This is a genomic window from Paraburkholderia silvatlantica, from assembly GCF_003096715.1.
In the GTDB taxonomy this organism is placed as follows: Bacteria; Pseudomonadota; Gammaproteobacteria; order Burkholderiales; family Burkholderiaceae; genus Paraburkholderia; species Paraburkholderia silvatlantica.
Window position 1 is genome coordinate 1 of the sequence record NZ_QEOL01000004.1, and the last position, 17,694, is coordinate 17,694.

At 64.9% G+C, this 17,694-nt stretch carries 13 protein-coding genes; 9 read left to right on the forward strand and 4 right to left on the reverse strand.

Annotation, left to right across the window (positions count from 1 at the left end; genetic code table 11):
- Window positions 1-92 precede the first annotated feature (92 nt).
- Entirely contained in the window at window positions 93-575 is a 483-nt protein-coding gene (locus C7411_RS06450; protein WP_110388651.1) for an integrase arm-type DNA-binding domain-containing protein, read from the reverse strand.
- A gap of 477 nt (window positions 576-1,052) precedes the next feature.
- On the opposite strand from C7411_RS06450, the gene C7411_RS06455 reads away from it, so the two are divergent.
- Window positions 1,053-1,991 (forward strand): DMT family transporter, encoded by a 939-nt coding sequence (locus C7411_RS06455; protein WP_110388652.1) that lies wholly within the window; start codon window positions 1,053-1,055, stop codon window positions 1,989-1,991.
- 92 nt (window positions 1,992-2,083) lie between these two features.
- Here the strand turns inward: C7411_RS06455 and C7411_RS38070 are convergent, their stop codons facing one another.
- Window positions 2,084-2,545: a hypothetical protein gene (locus tag C7411_RS38070; RefSeq protein WP_243413075.1), complete on the reverse strand. Its 462-nt coding sequence runs from the start codon at window positions 2,543-2,545 to the stop codon at window positions 2,084-2,086.
- 458 nt (window positions 2,546-3,003) lie between these two features.
- Here C7411_RS38070 and C7411_RS06470 point away from each other — a divergent pair, with 458 nt between their 5' ends.
- Together C7411_RS06470 and C7411_RS06475 are read left to right on the forward strand one after the other, a co-directional pair.
- Window positions 3,004-3,573 (forward strand): acyloxyacyl hydrolase, encoded by a 570-nt coding sequence (locus tag C7411_RS06470; protein WP_110388653.1) that lies wholly within the window; start codon window positions 3,004-3,006, stop codon window positions 3,571-3,573.
- A 164-nt stretch (window positions 3,574-3,737) separates the two neighbouring features.
- Window positions 3,738-4,598 (forward strand): 3-hydroxybutyryl-CoA dehydrogenase, encoded by an 861-nt coding sequence (locus C7411_RS06475; RefSeq protein ID WP_110388654.1) that lies wholly within the window; start codon window positions 3,738-3,740, stop codon window positions 4,596-4,598.
- Between the two features lie 16 nt (window positions 4,599-4,614).
- Here C7411_RS06475 and C7411_RS06480 read toward each other — a convergent pair whose 3' ends face one another.
- A complete protein-coding gene (locus C7411_RS06480; RefSeq protein ID WP_110388655.1) occupies window positions 4,615-5,715 on the reverse strand; it encodes an aldose epimerase family protein in 1,101 nt (366 codons plus the stop codon).
- Window positions 5,716-5,773: 58 nt separating this feature from the next.
- A complete protein-coding gene (locus C7411_RS06485) occupies window positions 5,774-6,985 on the reverse strand; it encodes a XylR family transcriptional regulator (RefSeq protein ID WP_110388656.1) in 1,212 nt (403 codons plus the stop codon).
- A gap of 309 nt (window positions 6,986-7,294) precedes the next feature.
- On the opposite strand from C7411_RS06485, the gene xylA reads away from it, so the two are divergent.
- The 6 genes from xylA (at window position 7,295) to C7411_RS06515 (ending at window position 17,635) form a co-directional block, all read left to right on the forward strand.
- Entirely contained in the window at window positions 7,295-8,617 is a 1,323-nt protein-coding gene (gene xylA, locus C7411_RS06490) for a xylose isomerase (protein WP_110388683.1), read from the forward strand.
- Window positions 8,618-8,719: 102 nt separating this feature from the next.
- Window positions 8,720-10,210 (forward strand): xylulokinase, encoded by a 1,491-nt coding sequence (gene xylB / locus C7411_RS06495; protein WP_110388657.1) that lies wholly within the window; start codon window positions 8,720-8,722, stop codon window positions 10,208-10,210.
- Window positions 10,211-10,405: 195 nt separating this feature from the next.
- Entirely contained in the window at window positions 10,406-11,434 is a 1,029-nt protein-coding gene (gene xylF, locus C7411_RS06500; protein ID WP_110388684.1) for a D-xylose ABC transporter substrate-binding protein, read from the forward strand.
- 117 nt (window positions 11,435-11,551) lie between these two features.
- The gene (gene xylG / locus C7411_RS06505; protein WP_444964338.1) at window positions 11,552-13,093 is read left to right on the forward strand and encodes a D-xylose ABC transporter ATP-binding protein; all 1,542 of its coding nucleotides are present in this window, start codon (window positions 11,552-11,554) and stop codon (window positions 13,091-13,093) included.
- Complete coding sequence (locus C7411_RS06510; protein ID WP_110388659.1) at window positions 13,090-14,289, forward strand: sugar ABC transporter permease; 1,200 nt, start codon at window positions 13,090-13,092, stop codon at window positions 14,287-14,289. Before xylG ends, C7411_RS06510 begins: the two co-directional genes overlap by 4 nt.
- 496 nt (window positions 14,290-14,785) lie before the next feature.
- Window positions 14,786-17,635 (forward strand): ATP-dependent Clp protease ATP-binding subunit, encoded by a 2,850-nt coding sequence (locus tag C7411_RS06515; RefSeq protein ID WP_110388660.1) that lies wholly within the window; start codon window positions 14,786-14,788, stop codon window positions 17,633-17,635.
- Window positions 17,636-17,694: the final 59 nt, after the last annotated feature.

Consider the following 17,694-nt stretch of genomic DNA (forward strand, 5'->3'; position numbering starts at 1 on the left):
CGCCGCCCGGCCGTGGACAACCCGCGACGCAACAGGAGGATCCATACCTGGCTAAAACCAACTGCAGATCCGTCCGTCGAACCGGGTCAACCTCAGTCGGTCAATTTCCGCAGTTCGATGTGGCCGATGACGGGAAGCACGTCTTTCTCAAACTGGCGGCGCAACTCCTTGTTCCCATCCCTTCTTGCGACGCCGTTTTTTATCCATTCGTCGAAGAGGTCTTGTACGGTCAACGATTGGCTACGCTGCCGCTCGGCTTCGGCGAGCGTGGCTTCGACAGCGTTTTGCCTCTCGATCCGTCCCGCTTTCCTAGCTGCAGCCGGGTCGATGCCGTCAGCGACGCTGACCCGCATCCGATCGCGTTCGGCTCGGATGTCGGCGAGGCTCTTTTTGGGCCATGAGCCCAATGAGTGATCCTTCTTGTCTGCTCCAAGCTTGAATTCGTATCGGAAGAGCACGGTAACGCCGCGTCGACCTGCACGGACACGGCCGACGATTCCGCCATCTTCTCGGAGACCGCGACCGTCATCGCCCGCAGTGAGTGCTTCAAGCTCCTTAACCGTGATCTTACCCATACAGGCCACCGTAGATTTTTACCCCACTTTTACCCCACCGAATTGGCTGGCTGTCCGTGGAACTCGGCGGATCTTCTGGGGCAGAAAATCCATCACAAGTCACTGTATTTTATATATTTTTGTGTTCCGTTGCGATCATGTGCGATCTTCGGAAATCCACTAATTAATAGCATGGGGTGCAGGTGGTCGGAGGTTCAAATCCTCTCGCCCCGACCAGAATAGAGCCCGCGTAATCGAAAGATTACGCGGGCTTTGTCTTGTGTGCGTCGCGACATAAAGCACAAGAAACGTAAGGAGCGCGCAGGAAGCACACGAATGACACCGCAAGATTCGGCTGTCAATTTTTCTCACATATCGGTGAGAATCCTTCGTTATACGGCGCGTGCCGCTCGCCTTACGATACGCGTACCTTCGCGCCGGTGATTCGTGCAAACGCGCGCCCGCGCGCAACCCCGTGCTCACTCAGCGCCACTTCACATGAACCCGATCGAACTCGCGCAACTGGTCTTCCTCGCCGCCCTATGGGGCGGGTCGTTTCTGTTCATCCGCGTCGGCGTGACCGACTTCGGCGTCGCGCCGCTGATGGCGCTGCGCGTCGGCATCGGCGCGCTGTTCCTGCTGCTGGTGCTGTTTTCGCGCCGCCCCGCACGCGAAGCGCTCGGCACGCTGCGCGAACGCGCGTGGCCGCTTTTCATTGTCGGCATCCTCAATTCGGCCGCGCCGTTCTGTCTCTTCGCGTGGGCCGAGCTTACGCTCTCCGCGGGCGTCACGTCGGTGATCAACGCGACTACGCCGCTGTGGGGGGCGGTCGTCGCGTATGTCTGGCTCAAGGATCGTCTGAGCGGATTGCGCGTGGCCGGGCTCGCGATCGGCTTCGCGGGTGTGCTTGCGCTGGTGTGGGATCAGGTCGTGACGCACGCCGGCGACGGCGCGTCACCCACCGGCGCTGCGCTCGCCGCCCTCGCGGCGCTGGTTGCAGCGGCGCTGTACGGCGTTGCCGCGAGCTACACGAAGCGCCATCTCACGGGCGTCGATCCACTCACGGTCGCTGCCGGGACGATGACGGGCGCAACGCTCGTGCTCGCGCCGTTCGCCGTGGCAACCTGGCCTGCTGCACCCATCTCGCTGCATGCATGGGGCGCGGTGCTGGGTCTCGGCGTGGCGTGCACGGGTATCGCGTATCTGTTGTTCTTCCGCCTGATCGCCGCGGTGGGCCCGGCGCGCGCGATCACGGTGACGTTCGTGATTCCGATCTTCGGCATTCTGTGGGGCGCGCTCTTTCTCGGCGAGCGCGTGTCGATGGGCATGGTCGAGGCGTGTGCGGCGATCCTCGTGGGCACCGCGCTCGCGACCGGCTTCGTGAAGCGCTTGCCGGGCTTCACTGCGCGCCGCAGTGGGGCAGGCGCGGAACGCTAACAGGGCGGCGCGCGTACGAGGCGCGCGAAGCGGGTGCGTTGTGAGCCGCCATGCAGGCGAGCCGCAACGCTGCGCCCGACGAGCCGGATCAGTCAAATATTGCCGATCGCATGGATCACGGCAATACCCACTGCGCGCGCCTGCGGCGTGCACGCCTGATCGGGCGTCGTCCAGAAGATCGACATCGCCGTGTACGACTCCGCTGATACCAGGCACACGCCACGCAACTGCACGAGCGGTGCGCCGCCTTGCGCCGTCAGCATGCGCAGCCAGTAGGGCGTGGCAGCGCTGGTGGCGAATATCGTCGCGGTGGAGGCGAGGCCCCACGCGATCATGATGAAGCTGATCCAGCGGCGCGCACCCACGCGCGCGAGCATGAGATTGCCCGGAATGCCGCACGCGATGTAGGCGGCGAGACCTTGCGCGTGACTCGCTCGGTGGCGGCTGCGCAGTTTGGCTGCGCTTGCGCCGACGTTTGCGGCACGCGCGAAGCATGCCCTCGCGGGATTGGGCTCATGCGTCTCCTCCCAAGCACCGGGACGTGAGCGTGGCAAGGGTTATGACGTTGCCGTTTGCCGCGGATCACAATTCACGCGGATTATGCAAGCGGCCTACGCGTTGTCTGTGCTCAATTTGAGTACAGCTGCGCGGCGCATTGGGCGTTGTTCGGGAATGCCCGGGCCCAGACGTCATGCCGGTTTTACGCACAGCAGTAGCCCAGCTCAATATCAGAAACCGAAAGCTGTCAGTCAGCCTTTATCGAGCCACAAGGGCTCGCGTGTGCGCGGTCCATTGGCGCGTCAACGAGCGCGTTCGATTTTCCGACGCTAAACTTCGCTCTCATATGCGTGCCGGTCATTTGTGAACATTGGAGCGTGGACGTATTTGTTCTGTCCAAAGGACAAGTGCGTAGTGCGTTTTGTATGGAATTTGCACCGATACCGAATCCGCGCAAACCGTGGTTGTGCCCGATGCATGGCGTCATGCTGAATCGATTGAATCGGGGAAATAGATGAAAGCAAGAAGATTCGTCTGGCACGCTCACGCAGTGCGCGGGGCGCTCACCGCGCTTTGCGCCTTTGGCGCGGCGAGCGCGCAAGCGGACAACACGTTCGGCGTGCAGCTCGGAGCGGGCGTAGCGGACCACGACGTGAAAAAGCTCGACCTCGGTCTCGTGTGGGATCCGGGCCTGCAGTGGTGGCACATCGGCGGCTATCACTTCACGCTGGTTGGCGAGGCGCACGTCGCCTACTGGAAGCTGAACGCGCCGGATGCCGTCTACTCGCATATCTGGGAATACGGCGTGACGCCGGTTTTTCGCTTCATCAAGGACAGCGGCTGGTTCAAGCCGTTCATCGAGGCAGGCGTGGGCTTGCACTTTCTCTCGCATGTCCGGCAGACGCCAGATCGCGCGACATCGACGTCGTTCCAGTTCGTCGACATGGTCGGCGTTGGCGCGCAGTTCGGCGAGCATGGGAACTATCAGGCCGGGTTCCGTTTCCAGCATTTGTCGAACGCGGATATCAAGGAGCCGAATCCGGGTACGAACTTCAGCCAGATCTACTTCCAGTACAACTTTTAGGGCGCCAACGGGTCGCCGGCGAGCCCCCCGTCACGCGAGCGCCGGTCGATTCCCGCAACCCGTTACACTGTGGGTATTGGTGCGGTGCACCACGCGTTGCGCCGCACGACCGGCATTTTCCATAGCGACACGCCGGGGTCGCAGACAAGGAGTGAGGACGAGGCATGGCAATCGAATCGGTAGGGATCGTGGGCGCAGGCACGATGGGCAACGGCATCGCCCAGGCGGTGGCGGTGGCGGGGCTCAAGGCGGTGATGATCGACGTCACCGATGCGGCGCTCGCCAGGGGCGTCGCCACGCTCACCCATAGCCTCGAGCGGCTCGTCTCGAAGGGCAAGCTCGAGGCCGGCGCACGCGACGCCGCGCTCGCACGCATCGAGACGACCACCGACTACCCGCGCCTCGGCAGCGTCGATCTCGTGATCGAGGCGGCGACCGAGAACGCCGAGCTCAAGACGCGCATTCTCAAGCAGATCGAGGCCGCGGCCCGCCCCGACGCGATCGTCGCATCGAACACCTCGTCGATCTCGATCACGGCGCTCGCGACCACGCTCGCCGACCCGTCGCGCTTCATCGGCATGCACTTCTTCAACCCGGTGCCGATGATGCCGCTCGTCGAGGTGATCCGCGGCCTGCAGACGCGGCCGGACGTGGCCGAGTCGGTACGCGAAATGGCGCTGCGCCTCGGGAAGACGCCGATCGCCGTGAAGAACGCGCCGGGCTTCGTGGTGAACCGCATTCTGGTGCCGATGATCAACGAAGCGTTTTTCGTGCTCGCGGAAGGCATTGCGAGCGCCGAGGAAATCGACGCCGGCATGAAGCTCGGCGCCAATCATCCGATCGGCCCGCTCGCGCTGGCGGACCTGATCGGCCTCGACGTGTGTCTTTCGGTGATGGATGTGTTCCTGAAGGACTTCGGCGACTCGAAGTATCGTGCGTGCCCGCTGCTGCGCGAGATGGTCGCGGCTGGCCAGCTCGGCCGCAAGACCGGCCGCGGCGTGTATCAGTACGACAAGGTGTCCTGAGGCCTCGCGCCCGGCTTCAGGCGAGCACGCTCACGCGGTATTGCGTGACTTGCCGATAGGTCTTGCCGGGCTGCAGCACCACTTCGTCGCAGGCGGGCGCTTCCATGTTGATCTGGTTCGGGAAGCCGCCCGCTTCGAGGCAAAGCCCCGCATAGCGCGCGCACGTCGCGCCCCGGCGTCCCGGCTGCCCCTCCAGATAATTCCCCGTATAGAGCTGCAGGCCGCGCTGGTCGGTCGAGACGGCAAGCTCGCGCCCGCTGCCGGGCTCGTAGACGCGCGCCACCGGCCGCACCGGCCAACGCCCCGGCGCGGCATGCAGCGTGCCTGCCGTGCTTTCGGGCGCGCGCAGCACGTAGCAGTGGTCGAAACCGCGTGCGCGCTCGAGCTGGGCGTGCGGCCAGTCGAGCCGCGCGCCGAGCGGCGCGCCATGGCGGAAGTCGAAGGCGCTGCCCGAGACGTCGGCGATGCGCACGGGAATCAGCTGCGGATCGACCTCGAGGAAGGCGTCCGCGTCGATCGTCAGCACATGGCCGCGAATGTCCGGGCTCACCTCGCCGGAGAGGTTGAAGTAGCCGTGGCTCGTGAGATTCAGTGGCGTAGGCGCGTCGGTCACGCCTTCGTATTCGAGCGTGAGCGCGCCTTCGTCGTCGAGCGTATAGCGCACCTGCACGCTCACGTTGCCGGGAAAGCCGCCGTCGCCTTCGGGCGAGTCGAGCCGCAGCACGAGCGACCCCCGATCCTCTTCCACCTGCCACATCTGCCGATGAAAGCCGTTCGCGCCGCCGTGCAGCAGATTGCCGTTCTCGTTGCGATCGAGCGGATAGTCGATTCCGTCCAGCGTGAAATGCGCACCCGCGATGCGGTTGGCCCAGCGCCCGACTACGCCGCCCATATACGTGGTGGCGGCGAGATAGTCCGCCGGCGTGTCGTGGCCGAGCATGATGTCCGCGAGGCGGCCGGCGCGATCGGGCGCGAGCCATGAGACGAGCGTCGCGCCGAGGTCGCTGATCGTCACCTTCATGCCCTGCGCGTTGCGCAGCGTGTAGAGCCGCACGGCGTCGCCGCCGGGCAGGGCGCCCCACGGTTCGGAGGTCAGATGGGCAGCAAGAGTGTTCATGAGCTGAAGGGAACGTATGAAGAAAGCGTGATTGTCCGGGAAAGCCGAAGCCGCTTCATCAAGTGGACAGACGCGGGTCCGAAGCGTTCGCGACGCTGTCCTGATATTCGCGCGGCGTGCATCCCAGTTCGCGCCGGAATACGGCATACATGTATTGGAGCGACGTGAATCCGCAGCGGATCGCCACCTCCGCACTCGAGGCGTCGCGGCTCGCGAGCATCGCCTTCGCGGCGTCGAGTTTGTGGCGCAGGATCTCCTGGTGGACCGTGCACTGCAGTTCACGCCGGAAATAGTCTTCCAGCGACGAGCGCGAGACGCCCACATAGTCGGCCACCTGCTCGGTCTTGATGCCCTGGCAAGCGTACTGGCGGATGAAGTGGCGCGCACGCATGACATGCGGGCTCGACAGCGGTTCGTGCCGGGTCGATGCGAGCACGTTGATGCCCACGGGCGGAACCAGGATGCGTTGGCCCGGAAAACGTGCGCCGCGCAGCATCTGGTGCAGCAGGTGGGCGGCGGTCTTGCCCATTTCCTCCGTGCCCTGGATGACCGACGAGAGCGGAATGCGCGTGAGCGTGCGGGTGAGCGGATCGTTGTCGATGCCGATGATCGCCACCTGCTCAGGCACGGCAATGCCGTGAATCAGACACGCCTGCAGCAAATGCCGCGCGCGTGCGTCCGTCACGGCGATCACGCCCACGGGCTTGGGCAGGCTGTGCAGCCAGACGCTCAACTGCTCGATGGCCTGGTTCCAGGCGCTGGCGCTGGTGGCCTGGCCCCGGTAGATCGGCGCCTGCAGGCCTTCTTCGCGGGCGAGCGCCTGAAACGCCAGCTCGCGCTCCTGCGCCCAGCGGTTTTCTTGCGCGACGGGCAGGCTGTACATCGCGAGATTCGGCAGGCCCGCGCCGATCAGATGCGTCCACGCGAGCGAGACCAGTTTGCGGTTGTCGGTCGCGATATAGGGCACGTCGGCCGGGTACTGGGCCGCATCTTCGAATGACGAGCCCACGGCGACCACCGGCAGCGGGCAGCCGCGCAGGGCGTCGGCCACGTCGGGGTCGTCGAAGTCGGCGATGATGCCGTCCCCGTCGAAGCGCTCGATGCCCGCCAGGCGGCAGCGGAAGTCTTCCTCGAGAAAGAGGTCCCAAGCGACGCGCGTGGAGTGCAGATAGTGGCCAATTCCCGCAATGATCTCGCGGTCGTACACCTTATTCGCGTTGAAGAGCAGCGCGATGCGGTGGGGCGTCTGGGAAGCGGGGGCGCGGGTCATGTCGTGCGGCGGCTGTTCGCCCGGCTTGGTGCGCCTGCGGAAAGCCGCACTGTCTCCAGTTCGGGCGCGGTGCACGCAAATGAGCGCCGCGCTACGATGTCTCTCGCGCCGGTGGCGCGTCGTTTTAAGCGTCCGGCTATTTTAGGCCCACATTCGGGTTCGCGGGCGCACCGGCCGCGCCGGTCGGCAGGAAACATTAAAGGTCTCACGCAATTTCGCAATTGCCGCACTTTGCGCGTCGCGGGCAGTATGACGTCACACAGAGGGATGCACGCTGCGCCGCTGCGCTGCAACAACATTGGAGACATCATGTCGTATTTCGAACATATTCCCGCCATTCGATACGAAGGCCCGCAGTCGGACAACCCGCTTGCGTACCATCACTACGACCGTACCAAAAAGGTGCTCGGCAAGACGCTCGAGGAGCATCTGCGCATTGCGGTGTGCTACTGGCATTCGTTCGTCTGGCCCGGCAACGACATTTTCGGCCAGGGGGCGTTTCACCGCCCGTGGCAGCAGCCGGGCGACGCCATGGAGCGCGCGCGCCAGAAGGCCGACGCGGCGTTCGAATTTTTCTCGAAGCTCGGCACGCCTTACTACACGTTCCATGACACCGATGTCGCTCCGGAAGGCAAGGACCTGAAGGACTACACGGAAAACTTCAAGCGCATGGCCGACTACCTTGGCGAGCGCCAGCAGGCGAGCGGTGTGAAGCTGCTCTGGGGCACCGCCAACCTGTTCTCGAATCCGCGCTACGCCGGCGGCGCCGCCACGAACCCCAACCCCGAAGTCTTTGCGTACGCGGCCGCTCAGGTTTGTCATGCGCTCGACGCGACGCGCAAGCTGGGCGGCGAGAACTACGTGCTGTGGGGCGGCCGCGAAGGCTATGACACGCTGCTCAATACCGACCTCAAGCGCGAGCGCGAGCAGTTCGCACGCTTTCTTTCGATGGTGGTCGAGCACAAGCATCGCATCGGCTTTACCGGCACGCTGCTGATCGAGCCGAAGCCGCAGGAGCCGACCAAGCACCAGTACGACTATGACGTTGCGACGGTGCACGGCTTCCTCACGCAATATGGTTTGCAAAACGAAATCCGCGTGAATATCGAGGCGAATCACGCGACGCTCGCGGGCCACTCGTTCCATCACGAAATCGCCACGGCGTTCGCTCTGGGCGTGTTCGGCAGTGTCGACGCGAATCGCGGCGACCCGCAAAACGGCTGGGACACGGACCAGTTCCCGAACAGCGTCGAAGAACTGACGCTCGCGCTCTACGAGATCCTGCGCCACGGCGGCTTTACGACGGGCGGCATGAACTTCGACGCGAAGGTGCGCCGCGCGAGCATCGATCCGGAAGACATGTTCTATGGTCACGTGGGCGCGATCGACGTGCTCGCGCTGGCCCTCGAGCGCGGTGCTGCGCTCGTGGAAAACGACCGGCTCGAGCAGTTCCGCAGCCAGCGTTACGCGGGCTGGGACAGCGAGTTTGGCCGCAAGATTCTCGCAGGCGGCTATTCGCTCTCGTCGCTCGCCGCCGATGCACTCGCGCACGGCATGAATCCGCAGCACGCGAGCGGTCAGCAGGAGCGGCTCGAGAATGTCGTGAACCAGGCCATCTACGGTCAGCGCTAGCCGTGCCACGGCGCGCGAAAAAACATTAGCGCGCGCCGTCAAATTCGCAATTGCGCAGCTTGCCGTTGAAGGCAAACTGACGCAAAAAATCAGGACGGAGACATGTTCATCGGTATCGACCTCGGCACGTCGGGCGTGAAGGCCGTGCTGCTCGACCGCGCGGGCGATGTGCTCGGCAGCGCGAGCGCGCCGCTCACCGTGAGCCGGCCGCAGCCGCGCTGGTCCGAGCAGGCGCCGCAAGACTGGTGGCTCGCCACGCAGAGCGCATTGCGCGCACTCGTCGACGAGGCGCGCGGGCGCGGCATCGACCCGGCGCGCATCGAGGCGCTCGGCCTGACCGGCCAGATGCACGGTGCGACGCTGCTCGACGCGCAGGGCGAGGTGCTTCGTCCGGCCATTCTGTGGAACGACGGTCGTTCGGATACCGAATGTATCGAACTGGAACGCGCCGTGCCGCAGTTGCATGCCATAGCGGGCAATCTCGCGATGCCGGGGTTCACGGCGCCGAAGCTGTTATGGGTGCGCAAGCACGAGCCGGAGATCTTCGCGCGCATCGCGCACGTGCTGTTGCCGAAGGACTATTTGCGCTGGCTGCTCACGGGCGTATTCGCCACCGATGCGTCCGATGCCGCCGGCACGCTGTGGCTCGACATCGCGAAGCGCGACTATAGCGAGACCTTGCTTGCGGCGTGCGATCTCACGCATGCACACATGCCGGACGTATTCGAAGGCAACCAGGTGACCGGCACGCTGCGGCCCGAACTCGCGCGCCAATTCGGCCTGCGCGACATTCCGGTCGTGGCGGGCGGTGGCGACAACGCGGCGGGCGCCGTGGGCGTGGGCATCGTGCGGCCCGGCGACGCGATGCTTTCGCTCGGCACGTCGGGCGTCTATTTCGCGGTTTCGGACGGCTTTCTCGCCAATCCCGATTCCGCCGTGCACAGCTTCTGTCACGCATTGCCGCACACGTGGCACCTGATGTCGGTGATGCTCAACGCGGCCAGTTGCCTCGACTTCACGGCGCAATTGACGGGCTACGAAAGCGTTGCCGCGTTGCTCGCCGATGCGCAAGCGAACGCGAACGCCGGGCGCGACGCGCGCCGGCCGTGGTTCCTGCCGTATCTCAGCGGCGAGCGCACGCCGCACAACAACGTCAACGCGAAGGGCGTGTTCTACGGCATGACCCCGCAGACCTCGCGCGCCGATCTCGCCAACGCCACCCTGGAGGGGGTAGGCTTCGCGCTGCTCGACGGCATGGACGCGCTGCACGCGGCGGGGCTCGTGCCCGACACGATCACCGTAATCGGCGGCGGCTCGCGCAGTGCCTGGTGGACGCAGATGCTCGCCGATATCAGCGGCCGTGCGCTCACGCTGCGCGCGGGCGGTGAGGTAGGTCCGGCGCTGGGCGCCGCGCGCCTTGCGCATCTCGCAATCGAGCCGGGCGCGACACTCGACGACGTGTGCCCGCAGCCGCCCGTGCTGGCGGTTCGCGAACCCGACGCCGCCCGCCACGCGTGGTATCGCGAGGCGCGCCGTCCAACCTTTGGCGCGCTGTATCGCGCGCTCGAACCGGTTTTCACAACCGGCGCCTGATTAGCGGCGCCGGCGAAGAAAAAACTGCACGGCCAGTGTAGTCGTGCAGTCGATTGGTAGTCCTACGGTTATACCGCACGCTGTGCCGTTTTGCGTGTGTTCCGCAATTGCATCGGCAACAACCTGAAAACCATCGCCGCGGCAGCGACGCGTTCACGCGTGCCTGCGCATCGGCATCAAGAGGAGTATGGAGACATGAATTTCGCCAAACGTCGTTCGGTTCTGAGTTCGCTCGTGTGCGGGGCCGTGCTCGCGAGCCTGTCGCTTGCCGCACCGCTTGCACATGCGAGCAAGGATCATCCGGAGATCGGCTTCTGTATCGACGACCTGCGTGTCGAGCGCTGGTCGCGCGACCGCGACTATTTCGTCGCTGCCGCGGAAAAGATGGGCGCGAAGGTGTCGGTACAGTCGGCCGATGCCAGCGAAGAACGCCAGATCTCGCAGATCGAGAACCTCATTTCGCGTGGCGTCGATGTCATCGTGATCGTGCCGTTCAACTCGAAGACGCTCGGCAATGTCGTCGCCGAAGCGAAGAAGGCAGGCATCAAGGTCGTTTCGTATGACCGCCTGATTCTCGACGCCGATATCGACGCGTATATCTCCTTCGACAACGAGAAGGTGGGCGAGCTCCAGGCGAAGGGCGTCTACGACGCGCAGCCCAAGGGCAACTACTTCCTGCTGGGCGGCGCGCCCACCGACAACAACGCGAAGATGCTGCGTGCAGGACAACTGAAGGTCCTCAAGCCCGCCATCGACCGTGGCGACATCAAGGTGGTCGGCCAGCAGTGGGTGCCGGAGTGGAGCGCTTCGACGGCGCTGCGCATCATGGAAGACGCGCTCACCGCGAACAACAACAAGATCGACGCAGTCGTCGCCTCGAACGACGGCACGGCCGGCGGCGCGATCCAGGCGCTCGCCGCGCAGCATCTCGCGGGCAAGGTGCCGGTGTCGGGCCAGGACGCGGACCTCGCCGCGGTCAAGCGCGTGGTGGCGGGCACGCAGACCATGACGGTCTACAAGCCGCTCAAGCTCATCGCGGGCGAAGCCGCGAAGCTCGCTGTCGATCTCGCGAAGGGCCAGAAGCCCGCGTACAACTCGCAGTACGACAACGGCAAGAAGAAGGTCGATACGGTGCTGCTGCAGCCGACGCTGCTCACGAAGAGCAACGTCGACGTCGTCGTGAAGGACGGCTTCTACACGCAGGCGCAACTGGCCAGCCAGTAACGCCTATGGCCTGACGGCCCGCGCGCGACATGACCGTGGCTACGAAAGTAGTGACGAAGGTGGTCAATGCGTCGCGTGCGGGCCATCGCAGCGAGTAACCAGCGTATGACCGAACCCTTGCTGACGATGCGCGGCATCGTCAAGTCTTTTGCGGGCGTGAAAGCGCTCGACGGCATCGACCTCACGGTGCGGCCCGGCGAATGCGTGGGGCTGTGCGGTGAGAACGGCGCCGGCAAATCCACGCTCATGAAAGTGCTCTCGGGCGTGTACCCGCATGGCACCTGGAGCGGCGAGATCCGTTGGGAAGGCGCGCCGCTCGAAGCGCAAAGCGTGCGCGACACCGAACGCGCGGGCATCGTCATCATCCACCAGGAACTGATGCTCGTGCCTGAGTTATCTGTCGCGGAGAACATTTTTCTCGGCAACGAAATCACGCTCCCGGGCGGCCGCATGAATTACGCGGCGATGTACCAGCGCGCCGACGAATTGTTGCGCGAGCTGAACATCGACGCCATCAACGTGGCGCAGCCGGTGATGAACTATGGCGGCGGCCATCAACAGCTCATCGAGATCGCGAAGGCGCTGAACAAGCGCGCGAAGCTGCTGATTCTCGACGAGCCGTCGTCATCGCTTACGGCGGCGGAAACGAAGATCCTGCTCGACATCGTGCGCGACCTGAAGCGCCGCGGCGTGGCGTGCGTCTACATCTCGCACAAGCTCGACGAAGTCGAAGCCGTGTGCGACACGGTGAGTGTGATTCGCGATGGCCGTCACGTGGCCACCGAGCCGATGGCGACGCTCACCACCGACCGCATCATAGCGATGATGGTGGGGCGCGAGATCCGCAATCTCTTTCCGCGCGAGCCGCACGATATCGGCGAGGTCGTGTTCGAGGCCCACAACGTGACCTGCCATGACGTGACGAACCCGCGCCGCAAGCGCGTGGACGACGTCTCGTTCTCGGTGCGCCGCGGAGAGATCCTCGGCGTGGCTGGACTGGTTGGCGCGGGCCGCACGGAAACGATGCAGGCGATCTTCGGTGCGTACGCGGGCGCATGCACGGCAACGGTCCTGCTCGAAGGCAGGCAACTGAAAATCCGCTCGCCGCTCGACGCGATCAACGCGGGCATCGCCATGGTGCCCGAGGACCGCAAGCGTCACGGCATCGTGCCGCAACTGGGCGTGGGCCACAACATCACGCTCTCGGTGCTGCAGCGCTTTTCCCGGCACGGTCGCATCGACACGGCCGCCGAGCTCGACACGATCCGCACGGAGATGCAGCGCCTTTCGGTGCGCGCGGCGAACCCCATGCTGTCGATTGCGAGCCTCTCGGGCGGCAATCAGCAGAAGGCAGTGCTCACCAAGATGCTGCTCACCGACCCGAAGGTGCTGATCCTCGACGAGCCCACGCGCGGCGTGGACGTCGGCGCGAAGTACGAGATCTACAAGCTGATCTTCCAGCTGGCCAAACGCGGCGTGGCGATCGTGATGGTGTCGTCCGAACTGCCCGAAGTGCTGGGCATCAGCGACCGCGTACTCGTGATCGGCGAGGGCGAGTTGCGCGGCGACTTCGTCAACGACGGCCTCACGCAGGAAGACATTCTTGGCGCGGCGATCCAGAGCGTGCGCGCCCAACCCGATACAGCGAGTGCAGTATGACCCCCGACGTCACGACCCAAGGCGCACGCGAAGACCAGCAGCCAGGCGGCAACGGCTTCGCCATGCGTTTCCAGCAACTCTTCGCGCGCTACAAGATCCTCGCGCTGCTGCTCGCAGTGGCGGTGATCTGGCTGTTCTTTTCGCTGCTCACGCATGGCGCGTTCGTCACGCCGCGCAACGTTTCGAACCTGCTGCGGCAGATGTCGATCACCGGGATGCTCGCGTGCGGCATGGTGTTCGTCATCATCGCGGGCGAGATCGATCTTTCGGTCGGCTCCCTGCTGGGCCTGCTCGGCGGCGTCGCGGCGATCCTCGACGTGAATCGCGGCTGGCCCATCGGCGTGACCGTGCCGGCGGTGCTCGTGCTCGGCGTGCTCGTCGGACTCTTCAACGGCTGGTGGTCGACGTACCGTCGTGTGCCGTCGTTCATCGTGGGGCTCGGCGGCATGCTCGCGTTTCGCGGCGTGCTGCTCGGCATCACGGGCGGCTCGACGATCGCGCCGGTGTCCGATCACTTCGTGTTTCTCGGCCAGGGCTATCTGCCGCGCGTGGCGGGCGACGTGCTGGCGCTCGCGCTCTTCGTGCTGCTCGCCGTGCTCACGGTGCGCCAGCGCGCGAACCGCAGGCGCTATCAGCTGAGCGTCGTGCCGCTCTGGCAAGACGGCATGAAGATCGTCGGCGCGGGCGCGATTCTGCTTGCATTCGTGCTGATGCTCGACAGCTACGGCGGCATTCCGGTGCCCGTCCTGCTGCTGCTCGCGCTGCTCGGCATCTTCACATGGATCGCCACGCAAACCGTGTTCGGCCGGCGTATCTACGCGGTGGGCTCGAACCTTGAGGCCACACGTCTTTCGGGCGTCAACACGAACCGCGTGAAGCTCGCCATCTTTGCGCTCATGGGCCTCATGTGTGCGTTCGCGGGCATCGTCAATACGGCGCGTCTCGCGGCGGGTTCGCCCTCGGCGGGCACGATGGGCGAACTCGACGCGATCGCGGCGTGCTTTATCGGCGGCACGTCGATGCGCGGCGGGTCAGGCACCGTGTATGGCGCGCTGATCGGCGCACTCGTGATGGCGAGCCTCGACAACGGCATGTCGATGCTCGACGTGGACGCGTATTGGCAGATGATTGTGAAGGGCGGCATTCTCGTGCTTGCCGTGTGGATCGACGTGGTGTCGGGCTCGAACCGCCGCTGAGCAGCGCGTGACAGACACGATTGCAAACCTGATATCGCTGTGAAGAAGATGACCGTGTTCTTGCATCGCGCGTGACACCGCGACGTATCGCCAGCGGATAACTGCCACGCGCAGTTGCTCTCCTCGCGCGCCCCGAGCGCGCTCTCAGGGCGGGACTCATGTCCCGCCCTTTTTCTTGTGCGTGTGGCCGATGGCGGACGTCGCACCGGGCGGCGCATGTTCGACGCGCCGGCGATCGATTCCTGCCACAATCGTGCGCACCTGTGCAGGGCGGCGTTTGCACGCAGCGAGCGCGAGATGTGCGCGAGTCATTGCCGTGCGCAAGGCCGTCGTCAACCATGGCACGCCGCTGCAATGCGTTCCCGCGCGTGCTCGCCGATTTGTCGCTTTACCGCTGCATGCGCTGTCGCGTTGCACCGAATCATGCCGCGAGGTTGTGCCAGCGCCTTGCCGACTTCGCCGCCGCGATGCCGGTCCTCCTGGAGACAAGCCGACCATGCCTACTCTTTGCGAAATCTGTAATGCCCGGCCCGCAGTCGCGCGCGTGACTGTCGTGCAAAACGGGCAGCGCAGGTCCATGTCGATCTGCGACTACGACTACCGCCAGTTGATGCGTCACCAAAGCATGCTCAACCCGTTCGATTCGCTGCTGGGCGGCAGCGGCCTGTCGCGCTTTTTCGGCGGACAAGGCACCGAGGACGAGCGCGACGACGAGGGGCACGACCTCGCCGCCGAGGTGCCGCGCGAATCCGTGGACGCGACCGATGCGTTCAGCGAGCAGACGCTCGAAATCCTGCAGCGCGCCGCGGAAAAGGCCCATGAACTGCAGCGCAATGAGCTCGACACGGAACACCTGTTGTACGTGCTCGCGGACACCGATGTTTGTGCCGCACTCCTCAAAGAGTTGAAGCTCTCGCCGCAGGACATCAAGGCCTATATCGATCAGCATGCGCAAAAGGGTACGGCGTCGCCCGACGCGTCCATCGACAGGATGACGATTTCGCCGCGCCTGAAAAAAGCGTTTCAGTTCGCGTTTCAGGCATCGCGCGATCTCGGTCACTCGTACGTCGGCCCCGAGCATCTGCTGATCGGTCTCGCCGCGGTGCCCGACAGCATTGCGGGCGCGCTGCTCAAGAAGTACGGTGTGACGCCCGAGGCGCTGCGCCAGAAGGTCGTGAAGGTGGTGGGCAAGGGCGCCGAAGACGGCCGCGTCGATGCGCCTACGGGCACGCCCACGCTCGACAAGTTCGGCCGCGACCTGACGGCCATGGCGCGGCAAGGCAAGCTCGATCCGGTGCTGGGCCGCGCGCAGGAAATCGAGAGCACGATCGAGGTGCTCGCGCGGCGCAAGAAGAACAACCCGGTGCTGATCGGCGAGCCCGGCGTGGGCAAGACCGCCATCGTGGAAGGGCTCGCACAGCGCATCGTCAATGGCGACGTGCCGGAGGTGCTGCGCGGCAAGCGGCTCGTGGAGGTGAACATCAACTCGATGGTCGCGGGCGCGAAGTACCGCGGCGAATTCGAGGAACGCGCGAAGCAGCTGATCGACGAGGTGAGCGCGAAGCACGACGAACTGATTCTCTTCATCGACGAGTTGCACACGATCGTCGGCGCGGGACAGGGTGGCGGCGAAGGCGGGCTCGACATCGCCAACGTGCTCAAGCCCGCTCTCGCGCGCGGCGAGTTGAGCCTCATTGGCGCCACGACGCTGAACGAGTATCAAAAGTACATCGAGAAGGACGCGGCGCTCGAACGGCGCTTTCAGCCCGTGCTCGTGCCGGAGCCTACGGTCGAGCAAACCATCGTGATCCTGCGGGGCCTGCGCGACAAGCTCGAAGCCCACCATCAGGTGACCTTCGCCGACGACGCCTTCGTGGCCGCCGCCGAGCTGTCGGACCGCTACATCACCTCGCGCTTCTTGCCCGACAAGGCGATCGATCTCATCGATCAGGCAGCGGCGCGCGTGCGCATCGGTTCGACCTCGCGCCCGGCCGAGATGCAGGAACTCGAAGCGGAGATCGCGCAGCTCAAGCGCGAGCAGGACTACGCGGCTTCGCGCAAGCGCTTCGACGAGGCCAAGGGTTTCGAGGCGCGCATCAACGAAAAGCAGGAAAAACTCGAAGAGTTGACCGAGGCGTGGCAGCGCAAGACGGGTTCGGAAACGCTCGAAGTCACGGTGGCGTCGATCGCCGAGGTCGTGTCGCGCCTCACCGGCATTCCGGTGGCGGATCTGACCCAGGAAGAGCGCCAGAAGCTGCTCAACATGGAAGCGACGCTGCGCGAGCGCGTGGTAGGCCAGGAGGACGCCGTGGTCGCCGTGAGCGACGCCGTGCGCCTTTCGCGCGCGGGGCTCGGTCAGTCGAACCGGCCGATTGCGACCTTCCTGTTCCTCGGGCCGACCGGCGTGGGCAAGACCGAACTTGCGAAGGCGCTGGCGGAAACCGTGTTCGGCGACGAGCAGGCCATCATTCGCATCGACATGAGCGAGTACATGGAGCGTCATGCGGTGGCGCGGCTCATCGGCGCGCCGCCGGGCTACGTGGGCTACGACGAAGGCGGCCAGCTTACCGAGCGCGTGCGGCGCCGCCCATACAGCGTGATTCTGCTCGACGAGATCGAGAAGGCGCACGCCGATGTCTACAACGTGCTGCTGCAAGTGTTCGACGACGGGCGGCTAACCGACGGCAAAGGCCGCGTGGTCGACTTCAGCAACACGATCCTGATCGCCACGAGCAACCTGGGCGCGTCGATCATCATGGACAACCTCGAGCGCCCCGAGAAGTCGCGCCTCGACGACAAGACGATCCGCGCCGAACTCATGAAGGTGCTCAAGGGCCATTTCCGGCCCGAGTTCCTCAATCGCATCGACGAAATCATCGTCTTTCATGCGCTCTCGCGCGAGAACATCCGCGCGATCGTGCAGATCCAGCTCGAACGCGTCACGCGCACGGCGGCCGCGCAGGGCATCACGCTCCTGATGGGCGAGACGCTCGTCGATCATCTCGTGGAGGCCGGCTATCAGCCGGAGTTCGGCGCGCGCGAACTCAAGCGGCAGATTCGCCAGGAAGTGGAAACGCGTCTTGCCAAAGAGATACTCGGCGACGCGCTGCAGTCCGGCGATACCGTCGAGATCGGCTACGACAAGACGAACGGCGAAGTCACGATCAGCAAGGCCGCCGTGCCGCCCGATGTGAAGGAGAGCAAACCGGCGAAGAAGGCGAAGAAAACGGCGGCGCCGGTCGACGAAATCGCGGGCGAAATTGCCGCCGACGACATGGAGGGCGACCCGCCCCCGCCGCCTCCGAAGAAGAGCGGCAAGGGCGGGGGCAAGGCGAAGCCTGCCTGATCGCCTGGAGCACCGGCTGGCGCACCGAAACGTGCGCCAGCTTCGTTCATCGTGAACGA